This window comes from Serratia sp. ID 25-353, from assembly GCF_054792795.1.
In genome coordinates, this window is record NZ_CM139236.1 from 1,831,812 (window position 1) to 1,847,682 (window position 15,871).

The 15,871-nt window shown below is 60.9% G+C and carries 14 protein-coding genes; 6 read left to right on the top strand and 8 right to left on the bottom strand.

What is annotated here, in order from left to right; genetic code table 11:
• Window positions 1-41: 41 nt before the first annotated feature.
• The 3 genes from ACYF6X_RS08735 to ACYF6X_RS08745 all read right to left on the bottom strand — a co-directional run bounded on the left by ACYF6X_RS08735 (window position 42) and on the right by ACYF6X_RS08745 (window position 2,946).
• The gene (locus ACYF6X_RS08735; RefSeq protein WP_406880148.1) at window positions 42-1,319 is read right to left on the bottom strand and encodes a TcdA/TcdB catalytic glycosyltransferase domain-containing protein; all 1,278 of its coding nucleotides are present in this window, start codon (window positions 1,317-1,319) and stop codon (window positions 42-44) included.
• A gap of 382 nt (window positions 1,320-1,701) precedes the next feature.
• A complete protein-coding gene (locus tag ACYF6X_RS08740) occupies window positions 1,702-1,992 on the bottom strand; it encodes a hypothetical protein (RefSeq protein ID WP_165384383.1) in 291 nt (96 codons plus the stop codon).
• A gap of 207 nt (window positions 1,993-2,199) precedes the next feature.
• Window positions 2,200-2,946 carry a sulfite exporter TauE/SafE family protein gene (locus ACYF6X_RS08745; protein ID WP_130018037.1) on the bottom strand — a complete coding sequence of 249 codons (747 nt, stop codon included), beginning with the start codon at window positions 2,944-2,946 and terminating at the stop codon, window positions 2,200-2,202.
• Between the two features lie 106 nt (window positions 2,947-3,052).
• Between ACYF6X_RS08745 and ACYF6X_RS08750 the strand changes: the two genes are divergently transcribed.
• A complete protein-coding gene (locus ACYF6X_RS08750) occupies window positions 3,053-3,958 on the top strand; it encodes a LysR family transcriptional regulator (protein WP_130018036.1) in 906 nt (301 codons plus the stop codon).
• On the opposite strand, the gene uilS is transcribed toward ACYF6X_RS08750, so the two are convergent.
• From uilS to ACYF6X_RS08775, 5 genes are all read right to left on the bottom strand, one after another.
• Window positions 3,942-4,802 carry a UilS family quorum-quenching N-acyl-homoserine lactonase gene (uilS, locus tag ACYF6X_RS08755; protein WP_130018035.1) on the bottom strand — a complete coding sequence of 287 codons (861 nt, stop codon included), beginning with the start codon at window positions 4,800-4,802 and terminating at the stop codon, window positions 3,942-3,944. The two genes, ACYF6X_RS08750 and uilS, sit on opposite strands and share 17 nt — an antisense overlap.
• A 99-nt stretch (window positions 4,803-4,901) precedes the next feature.
• The gene (locus ACYF6X_RS08760) at window positions 4,902-8,474 is read right to left on the bottom strand and encodes a molybdopterin cofactor-binding domain-containing protein (protein WP_406880147.1); all 3,573 of its coding nucleotides are present in this window, start codon (window positions 8,472-8,474) and stop codon (window positions 4,902-4,904) included.
• Window positions 8,467-9,009, bottom strand: a complete 543-nt coding sequence (locus tag ACYF6X_RS08765) for a (2Fe-2S)-binding protein (protein WP_130018033.1) — start codon at window positions 9,007-9,009, stop codon at window positions 8,467-8,469. The genes ACYF6X_RS08760 and ACYF6X_RS08765 overlap by 8 nt, the downstream gene beginning before the upstream one ends.
• Window positions 9,010-9,094: 85 nt before the next feature.
• On the bottom strand, window positions 9,095-9,568 hold the full coding sequence (locus tag ACYF6X_RS08770; protein WP_033634451.1) for a MarR family winged helix-turn-helix transcriptional regulator: 474 nt from the start codon (window positions 9,566-9,568) through the stop codon (window positions 9,095-9,097).
• A 66-nt stretch (window positions 9,569-9,634) separates the two neighbouring features.
• Complete coding sequence (locus ACYF6X_RS08775) at window positions 9,635-10,693, bottom strand: 2,5-dihydroxypyridine 5,6-dioxygenase (RefSeq protein ID WP_049240135.1); 1,059 nt, start codon at window positions 10,691-10,693, stop codon at window positions 9,635-9,637.
• Between the two features lie 327 nt (window positions 10,694-11,020).
• On the opposite strand from ACYF6X_RS08775, the gene ACYF6X_RS08780 reads away from it, so the two are divergent.
• The 5 genes from ACYF6X_RS08780 (at window position 11,021) to ACYF6X_RS08800 (ending at window position 15,823) form a co-directional block, all read left to right on the top strand.
• Window positions 11,021-12,172 carry an FAD-dependent monooxygenase gene (locus ACYF6X_RS08780; RefSeq protein WP_130018032.1) on the top strand — a complete coding sequence of 384 codons (1,152 nt, stop codon included), beginning with the start codon at window positions 11,021-11,023 and terminating at the stop codon, window positions 12,170-12,172.
• Entirely contained in the window at window positions 12,169-12,963 is a 795-nt protein-coding gene (locus tag ACYF6X_RS08785) for an alpha/beta fold hydrolase (protein WP_130018031.1), read from the top strand. The genes ACYF6X_RS08780 and ACYF6X_RS08785 overlap by 4 nt, the downstream gene beginning before the upstream one ends.
• Before the next feature lie 15 nt (window positions 12,964-12,978).
• Window positions 12,979-13,731 carry a maleate cis-trans isomerase family protein gene (locus ACYF6X_RS08790; protein ID WP_016927838.1) on the top strand — a complete coding sequence of 251 codons (753 nt, stop codon included), beginning with the start codon at window positions 12,979-12,981 and terminating at the stop codon, window positions 13,729-13,731.
• Window positions 13,732-13,740: 9 nt separating this feature from the next.
• Entirely contained in the window at window positions 13,741-14,370 is a 630-nt protein-coding gene (locus ACYF6X_RS08795) for an N-carbamoylsarcosine amidohydrolase (RefSeq protein ID WP_055312376.1), read from the top strand.
• A 142-nt stretch (window positions 14,371-14,512) separates the two neighbouring features.
• Window positions 14,513-15,823, top strand: coding sequence for an MFS transporter (locus ACYF6X_RS08800; protein ID WP_004938595.1), 1,311 nt, complete (start codon window positions 14,513-14,515; stop codon window positions 15,821-15,823).
• Window positions 15,824-15,871 lie beyond the last annotated feature (48 nt).

Sequence of the window (15,871 nt, forward strand, 5' to 3'; positions counted from 1 at the left end):
AAGCAGAACGTCAGTTAATCTGCATTTCAAGCCATTCTTTTTTATTTGCGCCACGTGGAATAAGCACCATCAGGGGTATCTATGGTGTGTTGAAACAATGCAATTCCAAAATCAGGATTTTGCATATATTCCGCAATGCTGGATGGCTCAATCAGACACCCAATATTAAAGACCTCATAAGTCAATCCCAATAAAACCTCAACAATTAAACCCGGCCCGGTTAAGACCGAGGTAACACAATAGTCCCTTGTGATTAATTCGGTTCTCCATGGTAAGATCCTGGTCAGATAACACCTTGATCCATCATCAGCATAACAGTCAAATATGCAATTGTTTTTTTCTAAAAAACGGTATCTTTTTTTCATTGCTCTGAGGATGATCCTTACCGTCTTTGATTTTTGGTGAGAAGATATGAAATTGTTAAAATAAACACCTTTAAATCTTCTGAGCGATCCTAGCGCCAACAAATTTTTATGAACGTAGGTTTCACCCAATGGCAATATCATATCCATAGAAAAATCATAGAGATCCAGTTCGATAAGCCTTTTTATTTCTTCAAATCCAACAGTGTCTAATCCTAACTCATTCTCATCGAAGTTAATCACGTCTTCAGACAACACCCCTTCTGAATTTATCTTTTTTAAAAGACAGATAGTCTTAAACAATAGAAACGAGTCACTCTCGACAATACCCTCTTTTTCTATATATTTATTTGATTGACAATATATATTGTCAATGTATGGGAGCGTATCAACATCTATATAAGTGCCACCATACTGATAGATGATTAAAAGCCTGACAATGTCACTCGCACTGGCAATGTTATGCCTTAGTATAATCTCATAATAATAATACTTCATAAAATCATCGAAATCATTGCAAAAAAGCTCCGTTATACACTTTTTTATAAAACCTCTGTTGCCAAACCATGAGTCTTCAATCGCTTTTGGCGGTCTCTGATAAGGGATTTTACTCTTGATTAGGAATTGAATAACGAGCTCATCAAAAGAAATACCTGTCTTTATTTTTGGGTATATATATTTAAAGGCGCTATTTTTTATTTTTAATTCAGCCTTGATTTTATTTTTAATTTTTTTAACGTTGACGAACTCGCGTATAGCATTGTTTAGTAAATGGCACAGTGAAGAGTCTTGGTCACACCAAAAGAATATCTGCTTATCTTTGTTCGTTTTTTTCCATATGTCAATATAATGAGTATTTACATCATTTAAGTCACCAATCCATATAAAGTGCAGGATATTTGGAACGGATGATTTTTCTATCTTTGATAAATCGATACCCAATGCCTGATGGCTCATTTAAATTACCACGAAAATATAGTATGGGAAACTTGAATGATTAAATACTGGATCATGGCTTAGCTCAAAAAATAGACTATCGCCATAGCAATAACACAAATAGAACAGAACCATAAATCACCGGAAAAATTTCTCAATGAGTCCAAGTAGTCATTGCTGTTCTTATTTAGTTTGTTAATGGCATCGTTTTCGTCCTGAGCGTCTACTTCAACATGATGCTTTCTGAACCCCTTCCGCTTCATGTCTTTAATTATTTCTCGTGTAACCACTTCCTTTCTCAGCACCCTTGATTCATCGCTCTTTATAAAAACAACATATCTATTCATCATATACCCCATAAAAGCACAGAATGTTACTTCTGTGCTAGGATTACCTCTGCTAATTAGCGCTTGGTTCCAAACTCTCTGGTCTCTCTCGGTCCAGTGCCATTGCCACCGTAACCATTTCCTGCAGCCATTGAATTACCATTCCCCCAGAAACCGCTAGCGCCGGAACCGCTGCCATACGGGCTATTTTTTGACAAAAATGACTGAAGCCCACGATCGCTGCCGTTATTTCCACCGCGATTTGAAGAGCCAGACCCTCCGTTATCAGACGATCTTTTTCCACTCCCATCTCGATCCTGCCATCCACCCGACACCGCATCGAATTGGCTGCTTAAAATTTCCTTCATCAATATTCTCCTATAGATTCACCGGGGTTACCCCGTTTTAAACGGGTTGTAGTTGAAAAAGTAAAATACACTAATAACAATCTATAACCACTCTGTATTTCATAAACAAACCAATAAGCAAAGTGTATTTTAAATATCGAAAGCAATCATATTAGAATAAAACCCAGAATAATATACCGAACCTAATTACACATAAATGCTATCGATTTAATTAATTGAACGCCAAACAATCTCAACGCCCAAGATTAATAACCCAATAAAGAAAAGGCGACGAAAAATCAGCGGGCTGCTGTGACGACGTACGATACCGCCCAGCCACATGCCGCCCAGCGCCGGCAGCAGCGCCAGCAGCGAACCGCCGAGCAGCGCGCCGGGCAGCGCTTGATGCCAGGCTAGTCCGGCGGCCAGCGCCAGCGTCGAGACGGTGAACGACAGCCCCAGCGCCTGCACCAGATCGTCACGCGCCAGGCCCAAGGCATTCAGATAGGGCACCGCCGGTATGACGAATACGCCGGTGGCGCCGGTCAGCGCACCGGTCACCAGGCCGCACAGCGGCCCCAGCCAAGGCTCCGCCGTGGCGGAAACGCGCCAATCGAAACGGGTGAATCCCAACAGCGCATAGCCGATCAGGCAAACGCCCAGCGCCAGCGGCGCCAGGCGGCCGTCGGTGGCGGTGAGCGCGCCGGCGCTCAGCAACGTGCCCAGCGTGACGCACAGCATCATCGGCCAGAGCCGGCGGCACAGCGGCCCCAGCCGCGGCCCGCACAGCAACTGCCACAGATTGGTGACCAGCGAAGGCAACAGCAGCAGCGCGGCGGCCTGTCCCGGCGGCATCATCAGGCTGAGCAGCCCCATCGACACCGTCGGCAAGCCCAGGCCGATCGCTCCCTTGACCGTGCCGGCCAGCGTAAAAATGCCCGTCAGGGCGATAATCTCGAGTAACGTCAGCGGCATACGTCTATCCTTATGGCAATCAACGGCCCGATTGTGGCCGGCGGCACGGCGCGGCACAATGCGGCAATGGCAGAGCCTGCCTGCGGCAAAAACAGAGGAAGAACGCATGCATTTTGACTTTATCGATCTGCGACTGTTGGCGGCGGTGCTCGAGACCGGCAGCATCACCGCCGGCGCCGAGCGCGTCGGGCTGTCGCTCGCCGCCGCCAGCGCACGCATGCGCGGGCTGGAGCAACAGGCCGGCGTGGCGTTGCTGACGCGCAATCCGCGCGGCGTCCAGGCGACGCCGGCCGGTGAGCGCCTGTTACAACACGCGCGCGTGCTGCTGCAGCAGCGCGACCGGCTGCGCGGTGACATGGCCGAGTTTGCGCCGGGCCAGCGCAGCCAGCTGCGCATCGTCGCCAATACCGTCGCCGCCGACGCCTTTTTGCCGGAGCTGTTGGCGGATTTTCTGGTGCTGCACCCGCACACTGACATCGCACTGGAGGAGCTGCCCAGCCCGGCCATCGCGCAGGCGATCGCCGAACGGGCGGCGGATATCGGCATCGTGGCGGATCACGCCGATCTGCGCGGGCTGGCAAGCTACCCCTTCCGGCAGGATCGTCTGGTGCTGGCGCTGCCGCCGGGGCATGCGCTCAGCGGCCGCCGCCCACTCAGCTTTGCGGATGCCCTGCCTTTTGATTTCATCGGCCTGCCGGAACAGAGCGCGCTGCAACAGCATCTGGAGCAGCTGGCGATACGCAGCGGCGGCCCGATGCGGCTACGGGCGCGCGCCGCTAATTTCGACGCCATCTGCCGCATGGTGCTGCGCGGCGCCGGGCTGGCGGTGGTGCCGGAAGAGAGCGCCCAACGCCATCCGGAGATCCGGCATGGCGCTCTGCCGCTCACGGACGACTGGGCGACCCGGAACCTGTCGATTGTGGTACGTGAACGGGCGCAGCTGCCGCTGCCGGCGCAGCGGCTGGTGGCATTCCTGCGCCAGGGGGGCGACGGTCTTACAGGTGATCGTTGAACCAGGCGATCTGACGCCCGATGATGCCGGCGAAATGCGGGCCGGCGTACATGTCATAGTGCTTCGCATTCTGCTCGACATGCAGCGCCTTCTTCGCGCTGCCTACTGCCTCATACAGCGCGATGCCCTGCTCCGGCGGATTGACGGTATCGCCGCCCGCCACCACCACCAGCGCCGGGCATGTGACTTGCGCCGCATTGTCCCGCGGCTGATAGCGCAGCGTTTCGCGCACGGTCAGGAACGGGATCTTGATGTCCATCGCCGGGTAACGCGCCTTGTTCTCCTCGAAGAACGCCTTCGACTCGTCATCGCTCAACACCCGGGTGACGGCGACAAACATCTCTTTGCCGGTGGCCTGCTTCTTCTCCGCCATTTTGTCCAGCGTGGCGATGAACGCCTGTTTTTCGTCGGCGGCCATTTTCCCCGTCACGATGGTTTCCCCGTCGGCGAAAGCCAACTGGCTAACGACGCACTTGATGGCCGGATCGGCCGCGGCAGCGCCGAACACGTGGCAGCCGCCAAACGACGTGCCCCACAGGCCGATGCGCTCGCTGTCGATCTGCGGCTGCGTTTGCACCCACCGGCTCACCGCCAGGATATCCTCAATCTGCAGCGCCGGTACCAGCCGCCCGCGTTCACCCTCGCTGGCGCCGAAGCCGCGATAGTCAAACGTCACCGCCGCAAAACCGGCGTTGACGAAGGCCTCGGCAAAGGCCGGCAGCAACAGCTCCTGAATGCCGCAGAAGCCGTGACACAGAATAATCGCCGGAACCTTGGCCGGGTTCTCAGGTAAACGAACTGTTACGGCCAGGCCGCTTTCCATTTTGTGCGTGGTTAATGCCATGTTAACATCCTGTTTTTTATAGGTAAGGTAAAAATCAGGCTCACATTAATCCCCGAATGAACGTCGCCAGTCAATAACCCAATGTAACAATTTACAATGTTAATGATTCCCCGGCTCCGCGCGCAGCCGCGCCACCTGTGCCTCCACGTCGCGCCAGGCCGGTTTGTCGCCGGCATAGCGTTGGCGCAGATAATTCACCAGCGCCGTCACCTGCCGATCGGAAAAACTGTCCTTAAAGCCCGGCATAAACCCCAATTCAGCGGTGGCCGGTTGGGGGATCCCTTGCAGGATCACCTTGATCAGGTTATCGGGGCGATCGCTGAAGATATTGGTGTTATTGGCCAGATCCGGGCTGACGCCGAACAGCTGCGGCCCCCCGGCGGCGGCGCTGTGGCAGGCCTGGCAAGCGCCCTGAAACAGCCGCTCGCCGGCCAGTTGCCCCGTCGCCGGCAAGGCGCGGGCCGCCAACTGCGCCTGCGGTTCCACATTCAGCGTCGCCTTGGTGCTCAGCGACATCACATAGTTGGCCATCGCCCGCAAATCACTCTCCGGCAACGTCGCCAGTTCACTGACCACCGGCCCCATCGGCCCGGCCGCCACGCCGTGCTCGGCGGAATGCCCGCTGCGGAAGTACTGAAACAGCTGTTCCTCGGTCCAGGGTTTGTCCGCATTGGCCAATTGATTCAGCGCCGGTGCTTCCCATCCGTCCACCATCCCCCCCGCCAGGAAAGCCGCGCCGCCCTTTTCCGCCCCCAGCAGATTGCGCGGCGAATGGCAGGCGGCGCAGTGGCCGAGCCCGTTGACCAGATAAGCGCCGCGGTTCCATTGCGCGCTTTGTTGCGGATCGGGTTGATATTCTCCCTGGCGCAGAAACAGCGCGTTCCAGCCGGCCATCAGCGGCCGCAGGTTAAACGGGAAGCGCATCTGATTGGCCGGATTGCTCTGGCGCACCGCCGGTTGCGACATCAGATAAGCGTACAGCGCCTGCATGTCACCGTCGGTCATCTTGCTGAATGCGGTGTAAGGAAATGCCGGATACAGATGACGGCCGTCGCGGGCGATGCCCTGGCGCATCGCCCGATCGAACGCGGTAAACGACCAGTTGCCGATGCCGGTTGCCACGTCCGGGGTAATGTTGGTGCTGTAGAGCGTGCCGAACGGCGTCGCCATCGCCAGCCCGCCGGCGTTGGTCGCCCCTTCCGACGCGGTATGGCAAACCGCGCAGTCTCCGGCGGCGGCCAACTGGCGGCCGCGCTCCAGGGTGGCGGCCGACCAGGTGCCGGCGCCGGGCGTCGCCACCGGCGCGATCTCCGTCCGCCACGGCAAGGCGCTGCCCGCGATGCCCAGCACCGCGCCGAACAGCCCCGCCGCACCGCCGAACCACCATTTGCCGCGCTTCTTTTTCTTGGGCGGTGCGGCCTGCCGCTCGGCGTCCGGTCCGTTCAGCGCCTCTCGCAGCTTATCCGAGGTGATCGGCAGCTCGCGAAAACGAATGCCGGTGGCGTCGAACACCGCGTTGGCGATGGCCGCCGCGCTGGGTACCGACGCCGACTCCCCGGCGCCCAGCGGCGGATCGTAAGGGCGCGGCATCATCACCACGTCCACTTCCGGCACCTCCGGGAAGGTCAGGATCGGGTAAGCCCCCCATTCTTTGGCGGAGACCGTCGATTCCTCAAAGGTCACGCGCTCTTTCAACACCCGGCTGGTCGATTGCAACACGTTGCCGTGAATTTGGTGGCGCACGCCGTCCGGGTTGACCATCATGCCTGCGTCGTGTCCGACCACGATGCGCGTCACCGCCACTTCGCCGCTGGCTTTGTCGATCGCCACGTCGGCCACCCAGGCGGCCCAGGCCGCGCCAAAGCCGGGAAACTTGCTGTGGATGTAACGGGCGTAGGCAAAGCCGCGCCCGCGCAGCACGCCGTCTTCCGCCGGGGTTTGCATCGGTTCGGTATGCGGCGTCCAGCCGGCGCGCTCTGCGGTGCTGCGCATCAGCTCACTGGCGCGTTCGTCATGGATATAGCGCAACCGGTATTCCAGCGGATCGACGCCGGCGGCGTGGGCCAGCTCATCGATATAAGATTCGTGGGCGAAGGTGTTCGGCAAGGCGGAAACGCCGCGCATCCAGGAGGCGCGCACGATCGGCGCCATGTCTTCGATGCTAACACGCAGCGCCGGATACTCATAAGGCGGCACCGAGGTGCGGTCGCCCATTTCATAGGCCACCGGCAGCGGCTCGACCCGGCCGGTCAGCAGCAGCGCCAGCGTCGGCGCGCCGTTGGAAGGATAATAGGTGCGAAAATCGTAGGCGACCGGGTGCCCGGCGGCGTCCAGCCCGCCGTCCACCTCCATCAGCTGTGCCGTGCCCTTCGGTTCCCACACATGTTCTTGTTCGCGGGTCAGCTGCACCCGCACCGGCCTGCCCACGGCGCGCGACAGCAGCGCCGCGTCGGCGCAGACGTCATCGGCGCAATTGCGGCCATAGCAACCGGCCGCCTCCATGCGAACGATCTCGATCTGCGCTTCCGGGTATTCCAGCAGCCAGGCCAGATCGGCGCGCAGCAGGTGCGGGTTCTGGCTGCCTGACCAGACCTGCAGGCGCTCCGGCCGGTAGTCCGCCAGCGCGCAGGAAGGGCCAATCGAGGCATGCAGCTGATACGGCCACAGGTAGCTACGGGTGAAACGCCGGTCGGCCGCCGCCAGCGCAGCGTCCACATCGCCGGTATCGTGCACCACCCGGGTCGAATGCGGGTTGTCGCGCAGCGCCTGCGCCACGTCGGTCATCTGCGGCAAATTACGCCGCCAGTCTTTCCAACTGACCTGCAGCGCCTGCGCCGCCTTGATCGCCTGCTCTTCGCGCTCGGCGACAATGCCGATGAAATCGCCAATCACCACCAGTTTGACGATGCCGGGAATATGCGCGATCGAGGTTTCGTCCACCGCCAGCAGGCTGGTGCCGACAAATTCGCCGCTGTCGTAACCGGCATAGGGCGGCCGCACCACCCGACCGTGCAGCATGTTTGGCAGGCGCATATCGTGTACGTAGGTGGTTTCGCCGGTCGCCTTGGCCGGAATATCGACGCGCGCGGCGCTGGTGCCCACCAGGCGATATTCTGCCTGCGGTTTCAGCGGTGCGTCGCCGGAAATCGACAGCTCGACATGACCGCCGGCCACCAGCTCGGCGTAGCTGAGCGCCTGCCCCTGCGGGCTGCGGATCACGCCCTCCTCCAGCGTCAGCTGTTCCACCGGTGCATCGAAGCGCTGCGCCGCCTGGCGCAACAGCCAACGGCGTGCTTCGGCGGCGGCGTTGCGCAGCGGCACGGCGGAGATCTGCAGCGTGGCGCTGGCGATGGTCGCGCCCTGATTCGGCGCGCGCTCAGTATCGCCCAACACCATTTGCACCTGATCCATGCGCAGGTACAGCTCTTCGGCGACAATCTGGCCGAGCGCGGTGCGCACGCCGGTGCCGAGATCGACATGGCCGTTAAAGGCATAGATTTCGCCGCTGCCGCACAGGGCGATAAACAGCCCTTGCTCCTTGGGCTTCAGCATCGGAACTTGCCCTTTGGGCACCGGCCCCGACGGCGGTTGCACGCTGTCGACGATCAGCAGCACACCGTCGCGCTGCAACAATTCGGCCTGGCTCGGCGATGAGGGACGGGAATCAGTCATGGGCGTGGGCGTCCTCATCGCGGCAGAGAATGATGGCGCGCTGAACCGCACGCAGGATTTCGAGATGGGTGCCGCAGCGGCACAGGTTACCGGACAGCGCCTGACGGATCTCCGCCTCGCTTGGGGCGGGATTGCGATCCAACAGGGCTTTGGTGGTCATGATCATGCCATTGAGGCAGTAGCCGCATTGCGCCGCCTGCTCTTCGATAAAGGCACGCTGCACCGGATGCAGGCGCTGGCGATCGCCAAGGCCTTCCAGGGTCACGATCGCCCGGCCGGACACGCCGAGCGCCGGGATCACGCAGGAGCGCGCCGCCACGCCGTCGATCAACACGGTACAGGCACCGCATTCGCCCAGGCCGCAGCCGTATTTCGGGCCGTTGAGCGCCAGATCGTTGCGCAGTACCAGCAAGAGCGGCGTATCCGCCATCACCTGCGCATGAAGCTGTTCGCCGTTCACCGACAGCATCAGCGGATGCTCCGTCAGCCTGGTGTTCGCGCCTTCCCTGGGCGACTGCACTTCAGATATCGCCATTGTTCGCGTCTCCGCCTGCACGTGATGGTCTTATGGGCTGGCCTCTCGCCACCGACCACCAGGCAACCGACGTTGCGCGGGCGAATCAGCCGGTGGGCGGATCTTCCAGCATTTTATTCAGCAGGAATATCAGCGCTATCCGTTCGGCCGGGTTGAGCGTTCCGAACGTCAGCTCCGTGATTTTCGCCGCCTGCGGTACCGTTTCCGTCAGCAGCACGGCGCCGGCGTCGGTCAGGCCGACCACCACCTTGCGCCGATCGACCGGATCCGGCGTCACGGTGATCAGATCGCGCGCCTTCAGCCGCTCGACGATGCCGCGTATGGTGGCCTGATCCACCGCCGTCACCTGCACCAGCTCGGTCAGCGAGCTCGGCCCCATATCGCGCACCGCGCACAGGGTGATGAACTGCACCGCCGTCAGCTGCGAATCGCCGACGTTTTGCTGGAAAATCGCCAGGTGGCGCTGATAAACCTTGCGCAGCAGGTGCCCGACTTGCTCGGTAAAATGATAATTTTCGGGTTGGCCGCTCACGGCTGACGGGTATTCGGGGGGCGTCATTGCGTTACTCTCACCATCTATGGAATCCACGAGAATAGTACAAACCCCCGCCGTTGGCAGCAACGATTACGCCCGGCGCACGCGCGAGGCCTCCGGCGCCACCACTTCCCCGTCCGCCACCACCGTTTGCCCGTCGAGGCGGATATCGCAGCGGCGCAGCGCGATATCCATATGGCAAGGCGTTTTGCGCGTGCCGCCCACTTCGGTATTCGGCCCGGTGGAGAACAGGAAGTTGCCGTAAAACGCGCGCGCGTCCATGCACATGCCGTCGTTCTTGTCGTGCAGGCCCATCGCCGTCCACTGGGCGCGCGGCTGCAGGCCCCAGCCGATGTGCGAGATGCCGTACACCTCCGGATCGTCAAAGTATTTCATGTATTCGCGCAGGTATTCCGCCTCGAAGCCGCCGTGAATGCGGGTGACGAACCCTTGTTCGATCTCCAGCGTGATGCGTTCGCGCGCATAGCTTTTGAACGGCAGCAAGATATCGCCGACCTCCAGCACCAGCACCCCTTCCGCCTGCTCCTCATTCGGCCAGGTGAACAGGAAGCCGCTCGGCCAGTGATCCCAGCGCCCCGGTTCATCGGCATAGCCGTACTCGGTCACCGTCGGGTATTGCCCGAGCGGCGCGCGGAAATCACTGCCGGCGCTGGAGGTCACCTGCATCAGCTTCGCCTGCTCCAGCACGGCGGCGGCGGCCAGCACCCGCGCCTTGTCCTCCGCGTTGGGCAACATGCGTGCCAGTACCTCCGGCGGCTCCACCGCCAGCAGGATGCGGGTGCCGGTTTTCAGGATCTGCTCCTGCTCCGGTGAATGCAGCAGCATCATGGTATCGACGATCAGGTCGGCGGCCTCCAGCGCACGCTGCGCCGCCAGGTTGCCGGTCAGCGCGGTGTCGCCGCAATAGGCGGTCATGTCGTTGCCCATCGCCCGCGGATGGTTGAACGCCGGCAGCTCAACGGCATACACCCTGGCGCCCAGCCGCAGCGCCGCGTCGGTCGCGGCACGCACCGTGCGCGCATCGGAATAATGGCTTTTCAAAATCGCCACGCTCTGCGAAGCATCGACCTTCGACAGCGTAAGCACCTGCTCGAACAGCTGTACCAACTGGGTTTCATTGACCGCCATGGCCTGTCTCCTGTCTCGTCAAGGGTGTCCGACGCCCGCAAGGCGGCGGTTATTTCTCAAGCAATTTAAAGTGAATACACTCGTTTTTATCTAAGTCAAAAAAGCAAAGGAAAGCAAGCCGCGAATATCCATCATAAGAAAGTCCTATTTCATCCCTCTGCAATCCTGTGATTAACATGAGCTTAACAGTAATGCGCCGTCAATTAGCGTGAGCAAGATCTGATTTAACACTTTTGCAACTTTGCGTTATCTAGTGCATACACTATAAATCGATCGTCCAGCCACGCGTTGGGCCTACGCTGAAAAAAGCCAACAGACAGGGGAAACATGATGAGCAAACAACCACGCATCGCCGTCGTCGGCGCCGGGCTGGGGGGCGCCGCCGCCGCCGGGCTGCTGCAAAAAGCCGGCTTTACCGTCGATCTGTATGAACAGAGCCCGGCGTTCTCACGCCTCGGCGCCGGCATTCACATGGGGCCGAACGTACTGAAGATTTTCCGCCGTCTCGGTATTGAGCAGCGGTTGGAGCAGATGGCGTCTCATCCCGATTTTTGGTTCAGCCGCGACGCCGAAAGCGGCGACTACCTGTCGCGCATCGAACTGGGCGCTTTCGCCCGCCGGGAGTACGGCGCCGCCTATGTGACGGTGCACCGCGGCGATTTGCAGGCGTTGCAGCTCTCCGCGCTGCAGCCCGGCACCCTGCACTTCGGCAAATGCCTGAGCAAGATTGAAGATCGCGGTGACGAGGTGGTGCTGAACTTCGTCGACGGCACCTCGGCCCACGCCGACATCGTGATCGGCGCCGACGGCATCAACTCGCGCATCCGCGAACATCTGCTGGGGGCGGAAGCGCCGACCTACAGCGGCTGGGTGGCCCATCGCGCGCTGATCCGCGGCGAGAAGCTGGCAAAATACAATCTGACGTTCGAAGACTGCGTGAAGTGGTGGTCGGCGGATCGCCATCTGATGGTCTATTACACCACCCAGCGGCGCGACGAGTATTACTACGTCAGCGGCGTGCCGCACCCGGCCTGGGATTTCCAGGGCAGCTTCATCGACAGCAGCCGCGAAGAGATGTTCGAGACCTTTGCCGGCTACCACCCGATCGTGCAGGCGCTGATCGAATCCAGCGAGCAGGTCACCAAATGGCCATTGCTGAACCGCAAACCGCTGCCGCTGTGGAGCGAAGGCCGCCTGGTGCTGCTCGGCGACGCCTGCCACCCGATGAAACCGCACATGGCGCAGGGCGCGGCGATGGCGATCGAAGACGCCGCCATGCTGACCCGCTGCCTGCAGGAAACCGGCCTCGGTGACTACCGTACCGCCTTCCAGCTGTATGAAGCCAACCGCAAGGAGCGCGCATCCAGGGTGCAGGCGGTGTCCAACGCCAACACCTTCCTGCGCACCCAGGAAGATCCGGCCTGGGTCTACAGCTATGACCTGTACGCGCAAGCGCTGAAATCGGAGAACGCCGCATGAGCACCTTCCTCTACGGCGCCCACGTTCACGCCAACGGCATTCGCCAACACTATCTGCGCTACGGCGGCCGCGGCCCGGCGCTGCTCCTGATCCCCGGCATCACCAGCCCGGCGATCACCTGGGGCTTCGTCGCCGAGCGGCTGGGGGAAAAATACGACGTCTACGTGCTCGACGTACGCGGCCGTGGTTTGTCGTCCAGCGGCCCGGAACTGGCTTATGACGCAGAGACCTGCGCACAGGACGTCAACGCCTTCGCCGCCGCGCTGAATCTGGACAGTTACGCCCTGCTCGGCCATTCGATGGGTGCCCGCTTCGCCCTGCGCGCCACCGTTTTGCGGCCCGCCGGCGTGCGGCGGCTGGTGCTGGTCGATCCGCCGGTTTCCGGCCCCGGCCGCCGCGCCTATCCCGGCCAATGGCCATGGTACGCCGACTCGATCCGGCAGTCGCTGCCGGGCATGAGCGCCGAGCAGATGCGCGCCTTCTGCCCGACCTGGAGCGAAGAGCAGCGCCGGCTGCGCGCCGAGTGGTTGCACACCTGCTATGAGCCGGCGATCCAACGCGCCTACGACGATTTTCATCAGGTGGACAGCCACCGCGACTACCCGCTGCTGACCCTGCCGACGCTGCTGATCGCCGCGGGCAAAGGCGGCGTCATTCAGCCCGAAGACCGGGCGGAGATCCGCGCGCTGCAGCCGGAGATCGCCATCGTCGAGGTCGAGAACGCCGGACACATGATCCCGTGGGACGATTTCGACGGCTTCTTCCGCGCCCTGGGCGATTTTCTGGATTAACTGAGGAACACCGACATGAGCAACCACTACCGCATCGGCCAGATCGTGCCCAGCTCCAACACCACAATGGAAACCGAGATCCCTGCGATGCTGGGCGCGCGCCAGCTGATACGTCCGGAGCGTTTCACCTTTCACTCCAGCCGCATGCGCATGAAACACGTCAATAAAGAAGAGCTGGCGGCGATGGACGCCGAGTCCGATCGCTGCGCGCTGGAGCTCTCCGACGCGCGGGTCGACGTGCTCGGCTACGCCTGCCTGGTGGCCATCATGGCGATGGGGCTGGGCTACCACCGCGAATCGCAGGCCAGGCTGGCGCAGGTGACGAAAGACAATCAGGCCGCCGCGCCGGTTATCAGCAGCGCCGGCGCGCTGGTCAACGGCCTGAAAGTGATCGGCGCCAAACGCATCGCGCTGGTGGCGCCCTATATGAAACCGCTGACCCAGCTGGTGGTGGACTACATCCAGCACGAAGGCATTGAGGTCAAGGTATGGCGCGCGCTGGAGATCCCGGACAACCTCGACGTCGGCCGGCACGATCCGGCCAGGCTGCCGGGGATCGTCGCCGAGATGGATTTACGCGAGGTCGACGCTATCGTGCTGTCCGCCTGCGTGCAGATGCCTTCGCTGCCGGCCGTTCCGACGGTGGAGGCCCAAACCGGCAAACCGGTGATCACCGCCGCTATCGCCACCACTTACGCGATGCTGACCGCGCTGGAGCTGGAGCCGATCGTCCCCGGCGCCGGCGCCCTGCTGTCCGGCGCCTATTGAGGAGGCAGAATGAACGACACCCTCAGCGACAACTATCGCGGCGTCTGGGGCCAGCGCCTCGGCTTCGGCCGGCGCCCGGCGCTGCTGGCGATCGACTTTATGCAGGCCTACACCACCGAAGGCGCACCGCTGTTCGCGCCGGGCGTGGTGAGCGCGGTCGAGGAAAGCCGCGAACTGCTGGCCTGTGCGCGCCGCACGGGAATTCCGGTGATCCATACCCACATCCGCTATCATGCAGGGCATTTTGCCGATGGCGGCCTGTGGGTCAAGAAAGCGCCGGTAATGAAGGACATGGTGGCGGGCAACCCGCTGGCGGCGTTCTGCCCGCCGGTGGCGCCGCTGGCCGATGAGGTGGTGCTGAGCAAGCAATACGCCAGCGCCTTCTTCGGCACCGCGCTGGCGCCGCTGCTGGTGGCGCAAGGGATCGACACGCTGCTGATGATCGGCTGCTCCACCAGCGGCTGTATCCGTGCCAGCGCGGTGGACGCGGTGCAACACGGCTTTCGCGCCATGGTGGTGCGCGAGTGCGTCGGCGATCGTCACCCCGGCCCGCACGAAGCCAACCTGTTCGACATCGACAGCAAATACGGCGACGTGGTGCACAAACGGGAGGCGCTCGACTACCTGAACCGGTTATGAGTCAACGATTCACCTGCAACGACAATAACGAAGGCGCAGACAGCGCCTCACGCGACCGCCCGAAACAGGGCGGCGCCCATGCAACGCAAACACAACAGGCGCCTCCTGCGGAGGCCAACACGCACCACCTGGAGACAACATCATGGCCATTGTCGACACCCCGCTGGCGGGGAAGGCGGACGCAGAATCGCTGCTGCTGTACCGCAAAATCACCTGGAAACTGATCCCGTTTCTTTGCCTGTGTTACCTGGCGGCCTACCTCGATCGCATCAACGTCGGGCTGGCCAAGCTGCAAATGGCCGACGCGCTGCAGCTGAGCGAAGCGGCCTTCGGCCTGGGCGCCGGGCTGTTCTTCGTCGGCTATATTCTGTTCGAGGTGCCGAGCAACCTGATCCTGCAGCGCGTCGGCGCCAAGATGTGGATCGCCCGCATCATGATCACCTGGGGGCTGCTGTCCACCGCCACCATGTTCGTCACCACGCCGACCCAGTTCTACGTCATCCGCTTTCTGCTCGGCGTGGCGGAGGCCGGTTTTCTGCCCGGCGTGCTCTTTTACCTGACGCTGTGGTTCCCGACCTATCGCCGCGGCCGCATCATCGCGCTGTTCATGATCGGCCTGCCGCTGTCCAGCGTGATCGGCGGGCCGCTCTCCGGCTGGATCATGGGCCATTTCGACATGCGCCACGGGCTGCACGGCTGGCAGTGGCTGTTTTTGCTGGAGGGCATTCCCAGCGTGCTGTTGGGCGTGCTGACCTTCTGGCTGTTGCCTAATACCTACCAGCAGGCCAAGTGGCTGACGCCCGAGGAGAAACAACGCATCGCCGACGATTTGGCGCGCGACGACGCCGAGGCCGATCACGGCAAGCACAGCTTCCGCGACGGCTTCTTCAATCTGAAAGTGTGGATGCTCGGCGGCATTGACTTCGCCATTCTGCTCAGCGCCTACGCCATGGGCTTTTGGATGCCGACCTTCATCAAAACCGCCGGCGTCACCGATATCACCACCATCGGCTACCTGACGGCGATCCCCAGCGTCGCCGCCCTGCTCGGCATGCTGCTGATAGGCAGCAGTTCCGACCGGCTGCGCGAACGGCGCTGGCATATCATCGTGCCGTTTATCGTCGGTGCGCTGGCGATGGCCGGCAGCACCTTCTTCACCCACAATGCGCTGGCCACGGTGCTGCTGTTCTCCATCGCCCAGGCGGCGATCATCGGCGCGGTGCCGGTGTTCTTCAGCCTGCCGGCTACCTTCCTGCGCGGCACGGCGGCGGCGACCGGCTTCGCGCTGGCCTGTTCGCTGGCCAACATCGCCGGGCTGGTGAGCAATTCGCTGATGGGGCTGGCGCTGGATCTGACCGGCAAGAGCGGCGGCGCGCTCTGGGCCTTCGCCGGCTGCCTGCTGCTCAGCTCGCTGCTGGTGGTGGCCCTGCCGGCCAAGGTGGTGAACCGCTGAATGTCGGCCAAGCCGAAAAAGACCAAGGGCGCATAACGCGCCCTTTTG

Bases quoted from the DNA above. Each gene is read 5' to 3' on its own strand.
- ACYF6X_RS08790 (WP_016927838.1), top strand. From the start codon at position 12,979: ATGAGCAACCACTACCGCATCGGCCAGATCGTGCCCAGCTCCAACACC.
- uilS (WP_130018035.1), bottom strand. From the start codon at position 4,802: ATGGCATTAACCACGCACAAAATGGAAAGCGGCCTGGCCGTAACAGTT.
- ACYF6X_RS08735 (WP_406880148.1), bottom strand. From the start codon at position 1,319: ATGAGCCATCAGGCATTGGGTATCGATTTATCAAAGATAGAAAAATCA.
- ACYF6X_RS08775 (WP_049240135.1), bottom strand. From the start codon at position 10,693: ATGGCGGTCAATGAAACCCAGTTGGTACAGCTGTTCGAGCAGGTGCTT.
- ACYF6X_RS08745 (WP_130018037.1), bottom strand. From the start codon at position 2,946: ATGCCGCTGACGTTACTCGAGATTATCGCCCTGACGGGCATTTTTACG.
- ACYF6X_RS08785 (WP_130018031.1), top strand. From the start codon at position 12,169: ATGAGCACCTTCCTCTACGGCGCCCACGTTCACGCCAACGGCATTCGC.
- ACYF6X_RS08770 (WP_033634451.1), bottom strand. From the start codon at position 9,568: ATGACGCCCCCCGAATACCCGTCAGCCGTGAGCGGCCAACCCGAAAAT.
- ACYF6X_RS08795 (WP_055312376.1), top strand. From the start codon at position 13,741: ATGAACGACACCCTCAGCGACAACTATCGCGGCGTCTGGGGCCAGCGC.
- ACYF6X_RS08750 (WP_130018036.1), top strand. From the start codon at position 3,053: ATGCATTTTGACTTTATCGATCTGCGACTGTTGGCGGCGGTGCTCGAG.
- ACYF6X_RS08780 (WP_130018032.1), top strand. From the start codon at position 11,021: ATGATGAGCAAACAACCACGCATCGCCGTCGTCGGCGCCGGGCTGGGG.
- ACYF6X_RS08740 (WP_165384383.1), bottom strand. From the start codon at position 1,992: ATGAAGGAAATTTTAAGCAGCCAATTCGATGCGGTGTCGGGTGGATGG.
- ACYF6X_RS08800 (WP_004938595.1), top strand. From the start codon at position 14,513: ATGGCCATTGTCGACACCCCGCTGGCGGGGAAGGCGGACGCAGAATCG.
- ACYF6X_RS08765 (WP_130018033.1), bottom strand. From the start codon at position 9,009: ATGGCGATATCTGAAGTGCAGTCGCCCAGGGAAGGCGCGAACACCAGG.
- ACYF6X_RS08760 (WP_406880147.1), bottom strand. From the start codon at position 8,474: ATGACTGATTCCCGTCCCTCATCGCCGAGCCAGGCCGAATTGTTGCAG.